Source organism: Ochrobactrum sp. Q0168, assembly GCF_016427605.1.
GTDB lineage: Bacteria > Pseudomonadota > Alphaproteobacteria > Rhizobiales > Rhizobiaceae > Brucella.
In genome coordinates this window covers 116,476-126,216 of record NZ_JAELXQ010000009.1, presented here as the reverse complement: position 1 = coordinate 126,216, position 9,741 = coordinate 116,476, and the positions used below count along the sequence as shown (strand labels likewise).

Sequence of the window (9,741 nt, the reverse complement as noted above, 5' to 3'; positions counted from 1 at the left end):
GACAGCATCAGCAGGCTGTTATAGAGCGCAAGCGACGAACCTGTCTGCGCCAGACTATCCAGTCCGCCGGCCGTCGCATATTGATTGCGGGTCTGGGCCACAGTTGTGAAGAGGGCAGGGGAGGGCTGTTCAGGCTCAGGCGTGCCGGGGCCTGGGGTTTCGGGCTCTGACGTGCCCGGATTGGAAGGCTCCGGTCCCGTGGGATCTTGCTTGACGGCAATTTGGAGACGAACATCATTTGCCCAATATGTGATACTCAGATCGAGAAAAGCAGATTTTGAGACAACGGTCCCGAACGTTCCACTGATACCGCCATCAGCATGCATAATGGTGTAGGTTTGCTGGCTCTGGTAACTGGATTTGGGGTCGATGGCTGTGATGGATATCGAACTGTCGGAAATCGCAGCGCTTCCTTTCACATTGACGACATCTGAACCGTTATGCGCAATCTCTGTCTCAAGGATAGAGCCGGGCTCGAGCGTCAAATTACCATTGATGGTCAGCCTACCCACTGAATTGCCAGGCGACAATGTACCGCCTCGGAATGTCGCGTCGCCACCAATCGTTCCATAGCCGCCGAGCGTTCCGTCTGGCGCTACAATGACACCACCACCCAATGAGGCATTTTTGTGGGGATCGTCACCAACGATCAGTTTTCCCTCGAAAACAATCGTTGTCCCGTCATAAGCAGAGTTATCGCCATTCAGCACGAGCGTGTCGGTAGTGCCCTTCCAAATTTCGGGGTTCTGGACAAGGGGGCGGGGTTGTCCTGCTTATCAGGAGGTTGCAAGTGACTTAGAGTTCCTTGAACAGCGACCGCAAAATATCCACCTGAAGGCGTCGGATACGTTTGCTCTGTCCATACTGAAGTGGTCTCATCGCGGTCAACGAGCACCGATATAGGGTTTTCAGCTCTCAAGAAGCCGGAGTATTAGATGTTCAAAGGCCGCCATTTGGATAAGTCCGACATCCTTCTGTGTGTTCGTTGGTACCTGAATTACAATCTGAGCTTACGCAATCTGAAAGGAATGATGACCGTGCGCGGCATAACGATGGACCGTTCCACGATGCACCACTGGGTTCTGTATTTCAGCCCTCAGTTGCATGAGCGTTTCAATCGGAAGAAGCGTCCGGTCATCAGCGACATTCTTCGGGGTGGCGTGGGCCGGCTCGTAAACAGCGGACCGTCAATTGCCCCGCGGGTCTGTATCACTTGGTATCTACGTAAGCTCGCGAAGACTCTGGAGTGGTTCGGGTGAAAACGGAATGAACCGCTCTATCTATTTGTTTTTACCCATTATCCTGCGCAAATCCGCTACGCACTTTTGCCGGAAATGCTCTAATAGATAAGCCTCGTTAGTGTGAAGACGGTATCGCTTGGTGGGCGCGAGGGCGTCCAGGGCGGAAGTATCCTACCGCTTTGTCCGTCGGGGCTTGCCCAGTTTCATTACAAATGTGGGCGAAAAGAGACTTTGTATGTTGGTTGTCGGATCCCCTTCACAACGATGATATCGACTGATTGCAGTCCCCAGCGTGTTGAAAGGTACTGTTGGACTTGGTTCGGAAAAGTAGAGGTTTTCGTGATCTGAAAGGAAATCCTTATGACGAAGCGAGTGCCTTTTGCGAAGGGGTATGAGCGTGAGGCTGTCCGTCCGGCCGAGATCAGCGGTCGGAACCGGTGTGAAGCTGCTGAGGATATTGGTGGAAGCTCGAGGAGAACGGCATCCTGATTTCCATATTTGAAAAAAATATTGCTACGATAACGCATGGTTGAAACCTTCTTTAAGGCGTTGAATTCAGTGCTGGTATGGAGGATGGCCTTCCAGAAGGCCCGATACAAAAATAGCTATTGCCCGATATATTGAAGACTTCTAAAAGCCCATCGTCTGTCACTCGTCACTCTGCTATCTGAGACCAGCTCAGTTCGAACGAATGGCCGCCTGGTGGCAAAATGCCTCTCCACTTTTAGCAAGCCTAAAATACTTAAGAGATAACATATTTTTAGTCGACGACATTTTTCAGACGCTTTATCGGATCCGACGCGGGATACATACCCTACCCATAAGGATGTAGACTGATTGCCGGCTCTTCTTTTTTGACAATTCGAGGCACAATAGCTGTGGAGCAAGGATCTTTGAGAGTCTCGAAAGCCGGAAGCTGGTGAGGAGAAAGGGTGATGACTGAGCTACGTCCCATATCCAACGAAAATGATAGCTTGAATGTCGGCAGTGTTCAAAACATAACGTTGGGTACCACTGCTGGACATCTGGCGCTCGTCCCGACGTGGCTGCCTTTCGATGTCGCGACGAGTACACCCAGTTACTCCGCAGGAAGTGGTGGGATGGGAATGAGCGTCGGTGTGATTAGCAGCGATGCTTCCGCTGTTTTTGTGCCATCAAATGCCGCAACCGCTGGTCCGGGTGCCGAAGCTGGTGCTGACCAGTTCAACAATGCACTGATTAATCAGCATGTCGCTGAAATGGCAGGGATGGGCGGTGATGGTGGAAGCGGCAATGCCGCTATAGGCAGCACGGAAGGGGCTACATCCAACCACGCGGGAAGCGGCGGGAACGGTATTTTTCTCGGCGGACTTGTCAGCTCCAATGTTGCAGTTTTCGCTCCGGTCAATACGGCAGTCGCGGACGGGGCTCATTCTGTCGCGTCCGCCAACCAGACCAACAACGCCGCCTTTCTGCAAGGTGCAGACCAGATGGCGGGTATTGGCGGTTCAGGAGGCGATCACAATTATGGCGGGTTTGTGTCTGCATCGGCGATACATGCCGATACGGGCAGTAGCGATGTACTTACTGGCGACCACTATGCCGGGCATGGCGGTGCAGGTATTTTCGCAGGCACCATGATCGACGTGAATGTGGCGATCTTCTCGCCCATTAATATCGCCGTCGCTGCTGCCGGCGGTAATGCAGATGCACACCAGACGAACAATGTGATTTTCGATCAGGGTGGTACTCAGATTGCTGGGATTGGCGGTAATGGCGGGGGTTTCAACTTGGCCTCGGATACTATTTTCACGGGCAACTCTGTCTCGGGAAGCGGTGGCAATGGCTTTTCGAACGGAAGTTTGGTGGATGTGAATGTTGGCTATTTCCACCCGATCAATATTGCGGTTCCAGCTGGCGGGACGGCCGATGCCCAACAGATAGACCATTTGCTTGTCGATCAGCATGCGCTTCAACTGGCGGGTATTGGTGGCACCGGTGGTCACGACAATTTATCGGATACGAGTCATGATATGCTTGCTCACGATATTCTTGGACTTTTGCATGCCTGATCCGCGCGAGCGGCCCCACCCTAAAGTAGATATCCGAATTTCTAGCTATTCCCGAATGATCAATACGCGCAATGTTTAAGCGCGGACGGCCACCCGATCTCGCGACGCCAGTTTATGGCCGCGTTGGGAGACCAGGACCGGAGTTCAACCGAAACAGGGCAGGGGCCAAAACAGGGAGGAATAAAGCGATGCCTATTCCACAAATATCCGACACAATTCATCTCAGTGACGTTCATGCCGGTGATGCCAATGCCGGTAACGGAGCTGATGGCTATAACTATGGTAACATCAACTATAATCCGAGTGCAGTCGTTGCCAACACGCAAAGTGTGGCAGGCGCTACTGTTGATGTGCACAGTGGCGATTCCCCGTGGTTAAGCGCAAGTTGGGACGCGGGCCATGCCGGTCATGGCGGCGGAGCAGACGCAGCCAATGGTTTCCTCGCCAATATCACCAATAACGGTGATGGCGGAGCTGGTGGTGATGCAAACTCCAATGGCAGCCTTGGCTCGTCCAGTGGTGGCAATGTTGGGGCAGCGACTGCCGATACAAGCGCTGTTCAATATACCTCGCTTCTCGCCGATCAGCACGCCACTATTCTTGCTGGCGTTGGCGGTAATGGCGGTAACGGAAACATGGCTCGTGGCGGCGATATCTCGGCTGCGCTCGTGCACTCAAATCCGGAAACCCACACCACGACGACGACTACCAATGATATCGCGAGCTTTGTTAATAGCTTTAACGACAATTTTCACGATATTGATCTAAGCCACATGCCGATCTGATCGGCAGCTGGTTTTCGCTCGGAACAAGAGAAATTCGATCTGGGAGCAACGGCTTAGGCCGCTGCTCTCCCGTTTTACCGGACTGTGCCCCCAAGCTGAAGATGCGTTGTGAGCATTCGCACCGATTGTGCAAGCCCGGTATGTCAACGGAGATTCGACGATGACGGCGGCATTCGCGCAATCTCGTTATACGGTGACCCCGTTGGTCGCAGCGCTGCGCCGGTGTTACGGTGCCTTTGGTTTGGTGTTTGCTTATAGCTGCGGATACAATATTTTCCTGCTCGCGCCTTCCATCTATCTCCTCCAGATTTATGATCGCGTTCTGTCGAGCCGCAGTGTCGACACGCTGTTGATGCTGACGATCATTATCGCCGTGGCGGTCGTGGTTGGATCTTTGCTCGATATCGTGCGCCGCGCCGCGTTGTCCCGGATTGCTAGCTGGCTCGATCACCAGTTGCGCCCTATCGTCATGAACGCATCGTTCGAATATGCGGCACGTGCAGATGCTGGAGCCGCTGCAGAACATTATCGCGACCTTTCGGTTCTGCGCCAATTTCTGGACTCGCCCTCCTGCGCGCTTGTGTTCGACTTGCCGTGGGCTCCAGTTTTCCTTGCATTGCTCTTTCTGGTTCATCCGCTGCTTGGTTTTATCGGATTGGGCAGCGCTTTGATCCTGTTGCTTTTAGCGTTGCTGAACGAGTTCGTGACACGCGAATTGAACGAACAGGCAAATCTCGCACAGGCGCGAGGCCATTCCCGCTTCATCATGGCACTGAAATATATTGGCGTTATTCGCGCGATGGGCATGCAGCATGGTGCGGCTCACCTCATCTACCGGGATGCTGAAGCTGCCAGAATTGCTCAGGACAGTGTGATAAGAAGGACCGAGATTGTTTTGGCATTCTCGAAATCGGTACGCACCCTGACGCAAATTGTGATGATGGGTGCGGCGACATGGCTCGTGCTTGAAAACAACAGTAATCCCGGCATTATATTTGTAGCTAGCCTGCTTCTTGGGCGTGGGCTGGCGCCTGTTGAGGGCGCGATTGGGGCTTGGCGGGCACTGGCTTTTGTTCGCGGCGCGTTCAATCGTCTGGACCGGATGCTCACGCTCATTGTTCCCGGTGAAGATCGACGAACAATTCTTGTGCCAGAACACAGAGGCCAGTTGGTTCTCGACAATGTGGGTTATCGGTTGCCGTCATCGGATCGTTTCATTCTGCGAGGCGTGTCGTTTCAAGTGGAGGCGGGCGATTGTGTGGCACTGATCGGTCCCTCCGGCTCAGGCAAATCCACGCTTGGTCGGATTCTGGCGGGTGTTTGTCGACCAACATATGGATGCGCGGTTTTGGGCGGTATCGACATTTCCTTGCTGCGACATTGCGACAATGCCCGTCACATTGGTTATCTTCCGCAAGATATCGAGCTTTTCGGCGGTGCGATCAAGGATGTCATCGGTCGTCTCGACGGTTCGGACCCGCAAAAGGTGATCGACGCCGCAAAACTGGTTGGACTGCATGAGGCGATCATGCGGTTGCCGCAGGGTTATGAGACGGATATCGGCGAAGGCGGCGCCCTTCTCCTCCGGGCGCAGCGCCAGCAATTGGGACTGGCGCGCGCTGCCTATGGAAATCCGCCTCTCGTTGTCCTCGATGATCCGAATTCTAGTCTCGACTATGAAGGCGAGCGCCTGCTGTTCGACGCGATAGAGCGCATGAAATGCAGGCAGATTACCATTGTGATCATTACTCATCGAATGGGCATCTTGCCCGTGACGGACAAGATCGCGGTGATGCGAGATGGTATGGTCAGTGCCTTTGGTGACAGTGAGAAGATTTTCGACGCTTTCCTTCGCGTTCCCGCGAAAACCGGACCATGAAGGGGTGAAGCCATGGCGATGGTTCATTTTGATGTTCCACGGAAGGTTGTAAGCGCTTTCAAATCACGTCTTGCGCAGCAGCTGAAGTTATGGCGGCTTGCGTCTCCGCCGATCCTTGTAAATCAACGCAAAACATTGCCAGCACCTGTGACCTCGCGACCAAGGCTGCGTGGGGTTGCCTGGACAGGAAACTTGCTCGTTCTGACGTTTTTAGCCGGGTTTGGACTATGGGCAATACTGGCGCCGCTTAAAAGTGCGGCGGTTGCTGTGGGCATTGTCGAAGCTGAGACCAGTCGCAAAACTATCCAGCATCTGGAGGGCGGCATCGTCCAGCAGATTTATGTCCACAATGGAGATCTGGTTTCTTCCGGGCAAGTGTTGATCAAGCTTGATGATACCAAGCCAAGGACGGAGCTTGTTGGCGTGCAAGGTCAATTGTGGGATGCTGAGGCAAGCCGCGCACGGTTGGTTGCGGAACAGGGGAATGAGACGGAACTCGTGTTTCCGTCGGAGCTGATGCGACTTGTCTCGAAAAATCCGGCGGTTAACGCGATCGTGGTGGGGCAACGTAGAATTTTCGAAGCACGGCGCGATGTCTATCAATCTGAAATTGCCATCACGCATGAAAAAATGGAGCAAGTGAAACAGGAGATCACCGGTCTGGTAGCCCAGAAACTGGCATTGTCGTCACGGGTGGAAATTGCACGCCAGCAGTTGGACATGATCGATCCCTTGGTCAAGAAAGGTCTTGAACGGAAAACGAGCTTGCTGAACCTCGCACGGGAAAAAGCGGACCTTGATGGACAATTCGGAGAAACGACGGCTCAGATTTCCCGTGCTTATCAGGTGATCAATGAGGCGCAGGCCAATCTCATCAAACTGGAAAGCGACCGACAAAATGAGATCGCAAAAGAACTTCGTGACACTGAAAACCAACTGTTTCTATTGAACGAGCGATATCGCGCCATTGATGATCAGTTGAACCGCACGGCGATCAAGGCGCCAGAGACGGGAATTGTCATGGATCTGCGCATTCATACCACAGGCGGAGTAATTGGTGCAGGTGAACCGTTGCTCGATCTGGTGCCGCAGGACGGCAATATGGTCGTGTCTGCCCATGTCAGACCGGAAGATATCAATCTTGTGCATCCGGGTTTGAATGCGCAGGTACACCTGTTGCCTTACGACCAGCGACGCGTGCCCCTTTTAAAAGGGAAGGTCACCTATGTATCCGCTGATCGCCTCTTGGATAAAGTAACGGGTCAGCCTTTCTATGCTGTAACGATCCGTGTCACTGATGATGAATTGATGCAGGCGGGGGACATCGAAATGATCCCCGGAATGCCGGTACAAGCTCTGATCGAAACCGGCCAAAGTAGCGTCGCTCTTTATGCTGTCAGGCCGTTGCTGGATAGTTTCCATCGTGCCTTCCGCGAGAACTGAATTTGTTTCACTTATTGCACTGTGGTTACTTCCGGAGATGCCTTTGCGCTTAAAAGCAGCACGACCTCCGTTCTATTCTGAACCCGCAGTTTGCGCATAATATGCTGCAAATGCATTTTCACGGTATTGCCCGAGAGGTTGAGTTTCTCGGCAATGATCTTGTTTGAATGGCCATGCTGAAGTTCGGTGAGAACATCGACTTCGCGAGGTGTAAAACCGGCAATAGCGGACATCTGCGGGGTGCGGCTCACAGACCCGTTGTCATCGTCAAAAACGTCTGACAAAGCTGACCGGCCATTGATGGAGATTGTCGGCTGGACGCTGCCATGAGCGCCTAACGGGTGAGGGCAAAATATGCCGCCTGCAAGCACCAGCCGCACACCAGCAAGCGCAATTTCTACCGGAAGAGACGATGTAAAGAAGCCTCGTACCCCCATTTTGATTGCTTCAGATTCCATGAGGATATCATCCCGGTTGGAGAGCAAGGCGATAGATGCCGCCGGAAAATGCGTTTGAGCTGCCAGCAGATCTTCTAGCAGGGTTGGACAATCGATAGCCCGCCCCGCCAGATCCAGAGCGATAAGGGCAACATCCCTTCCAATCGCTTTGGCCAGTTCAGCAGTAGACGCCATATCGATAAATTCCCATCCGGCGAGTTCGTGAGCGAGAAATTTCACGACACATGTGCGCGCAAGCGTATGCTTAGCCACGATGATCATGGTCGGAAGGCTGCGCATCCTGCGCTGCTTTTTCTCAAGATCGGTTGACACCACAGGCTCCGCTTCTCCAATGACCCTAGATTTTTCCATCGCTCACGAGATCTATCGAATGCCGGAACAACGCAGCAGCCGCACTTCACATTGGTAGGGCGCGAAATCAACATCTCATACTACCATAAAAGGTGATGCCGGATTTAAGCAATTTCCGGTCTATGCTATACAATTCGATTTATGCTTCCTAACTTATTGTGTTGATTTGGATTAATCATTCCCCATTCTCCAACTGTTAAACTTGCAATGCGATTGTTTACTCACAAAGCAATCGTGCTAGATCTGAGCCAACAGCTGTTGAATGATATGCTTCCGCTATTTGGCCGATGTATCCCGAACAGGGCGGGGGAGCAGCGTCGATTTGTCGACCCCATCTGGAGTGGAGAAGCGGTCAGTTCCATGATCGTTCTTGCTCTTCACTCCAATAAAGCCAATTTTTTAAAGGGAAAAGGTTATCTCAGCTAACCTTGATTTTGCACGAACAAGAAAGCTTTGCCTCGCGTTAATTCGCCGTTGGCTCCTGAAATATGTCCATGGGTTTTTGCAGTTGGATGCAAGATTGACTTTTACATTATTTGGGAATGATAATAATTATAATCTAAATATACATTTAGTAATCTCCACCAAGAGTAAGGGATGGTAGTCGCTTAAGTGGCGTGACTAAGCGGAATTTCTTATCATTGAAGAACGCAATTCAGGGGAATAATTGATGCGTATTAATAACGTTACAGTTTTGGGAGCGGGCATTCTTGGAACTCAAATAGCGTTCCAGATCGCATATAGTGGCGTGCCGGTATCAATTTACGACATTAAGAAAGAAGTTACTACTAATGCCAAGGCGACATTCGCCAAATTGGCGGAAATTTACACCGTGGAGGTTCCAGGCGCTGCGAATGGCAAAGCTGAGGCTGCGCTGGGAAGAATTACTTACTTTTTTGACTTGTCGGCTGCGGTTGAAGACGCCGACTTGGTGATTGAATCAGTTCCAGAAAATCTACAGATAAAACGGGATGCCTTCACGAGGCTTGCTATGGTTGCGCCAGAGAGGACAATTTTTGCGACAAATTCGTCAACGCTACGCCTCAGTGACTTAATGCATTCTACTGGGCGACCCGGCCGCTTTCTTGGGCTGCATTTCGCTAATAAGATTTGGTTGGCAAACACGGCTGAAGTCATGGGGACCGAGCAAACTGATCCCGAAATTTTCTCAGCCGTCCTTGATTTTGCCTCTCGAATTGGGATGGTTTCAGTGCCCCTTTACAAAGAGAAGCCCGGATATATTCTTAATTCACTGCTTCTGCCGCTTTTAGTCGCCGGTATGGACCTTGCTGAAGGCGGTTATGCAGACATATCGAACGTCGATAAAGTTTGGCAAATTGCAACAGGAGCTGCAGCAGGACCTTTTCAAATACTCGACATAATTGGATTACCAACAGCATATCGTATTCTTCTCGACGGCGACCAACAAAGCAGAAGGCTCGCTCAATGGCTGAAGGAAAACTATATCGATAATGGTAAGCTTGGAATCGAAATTGGAGAAGGCTTTTACAAGTATTCTAATGTCCGATGAGC

7 protein-coding genes and 1 pseudogene are annotated in these 9,741 nt (G+C 51.9%); 6 read left to right on the top strand and 2 right to left on the bottom strand.

Going from position 1 to position 9,741, the window contains the following annotated elements; all coding sequences use genetic code 11:
• Window positions 1-710, bottom strand: a 710-nt coding sequence (locus JAU75_RS16445) for an autotransporter outer membrane beta-barrel domain-containing protein (RefSeq protein WP_199057565.1), incomplete at its 3' end; no start/stop codon positions are given.
• A gap of 225 nt (window positions 711-935) precedes the next feature.
• Between JAU75_RS16445 and JAU75_RS16440 the strand changes: the two are divergent.
• The 5 genes and pseudogenes from JAU75_RS16440 to JAU75_RS16420 form a co-directional block, all read left to right on the top strand.
• Window positions 936-1,136: pseudogene (locus tag JAU75_RS16440) on the top strand (IS6 family transposase); the annotation flags it as partial.
• Window positions 1,137-2,176: 1,040 nt separating this feature from the next.
• Window positions 2,177-3,292 carry a hypothetical protein gene (locus tag JAU75_RS16435; RefSeq protein ID WP_199057564.1) on the top strand — a complete coding sequence of 372 codons (1,116 nt, stop codon included), beginning with the start codon at window positions 2,177-2,179 and terminating at the stop codon, window positions 3,290-3,292.
• A gap of 188 nt (window positions 3,293-3,480) precedes the next feature.
• On the top strand, window positions 3,481-4,077 hold the full coding sequence (locus JAU75_RS16430) for a PE-PGRS family protein (RefSeq protein ID WP_199057563.1): 597 nt from the start codon (window positions 3,481-3,483) through the stop codon (window positions 4,075-4,077).
• Between the two features lie 160 nt (window positions 4,078-4,237).
• A complete protein-coding gene (locus JAU75_RS16425; RefSeq protein WP_199057562.1) occupies window positions 4,238-5,956 on the top strand; it encodes a type I secretion system permease/ATPase in 1,719 nt (572 codons plus the stop codon).
• Window positions 5,957-5,968: 12 nt separating this feature from the next.
• Entirely contained in the window at window positions 5,969-7,399 is a 1,431-nt protein-coding gene (locus JAU75_RS16420; protein WP_199057561.1) for an HlyD family type I secretion periplasmic adaptor subunit, read from the top strand.
• Between the two features lie 11 nt (window positions 7,400-7,410).
• Here JAU75_RS16420 and JAU75_RS16415 read toward each other — a convergent pair whose 3' ends face one another.
• Window positions 7,411-8,118 carry a response regulator transcription factor gene (locus tag JAU75_RS16415; protein WP_199057572.1) on the bottom strand — a complete coding sequence of 236 codons (708 nt, stop codon included), beginning with the start codon at window positions 8,116-8,118 and terminating at the stop codon, window positions 7,411-7,413.
• Window positions 8,119-8,878: 760 nt separating this feature from the next.
• On the opposite strand from JAU75_RS16415, the gene JAU75_RS16410 reads away from it, so the two are divergent.
• Window positions 8,879-9,739: a 3-hydroxyacyl-CoA dehydrogenase gene (locus JAU75_RS16410; RefSeq protein WP_199057560.1), complete on the top strand. Its 861-nt coding sequence runs from the start codon at window positions 8,879-8,881 to the stop codon at window positions 9,737-9,739.
• Window positions 9,740-9,741 lie beyond the last annotated feature (2 nt).

Coding starts and splice junctions, on each gene's coding strand:
- JAU75_RS16420 (WP_199057561.1), top strand. CDS start 5,969: ATGGCGATGGTTCATTTTGATGTTCCACGGAAGGTTGTAAGCGCTTTC.
- JAU75_RS16415 (WP_199057572.1), bottom strand. CDS start 8,118: ATGATCATCGTGGCTAAGCATACGCTTGCGCGCACATGTGTCGTGAAA.
- JAU75_RS16430 (WP_199057563.1), top strand. CDS start 3,481: ATGCCTATTCCACAAATATCCGACACAATTCATCTCAGTGACGTTCAT.
- JAU75_RS16435 (WP_199057564.1), top strand. CDS start 2,177: ATGACTGAGCTACGTCCCATATCCAACGAAAATGATAGCTTGAATGTC.
- JAU75_RS16410 (WP_199057560.1), top strand. CDS start 8,879: ATGCGTATTAATAACGTTACAGTTTTGGGAGCGGGCATTCTTGGAACT.
- JAU75_RS16425 (WP_199057562.1), top strand. CDS start 4,238: ATGACGGCGGCATTCGCGCAATCTCGTTATACGGTGACCCCGTTGGTC.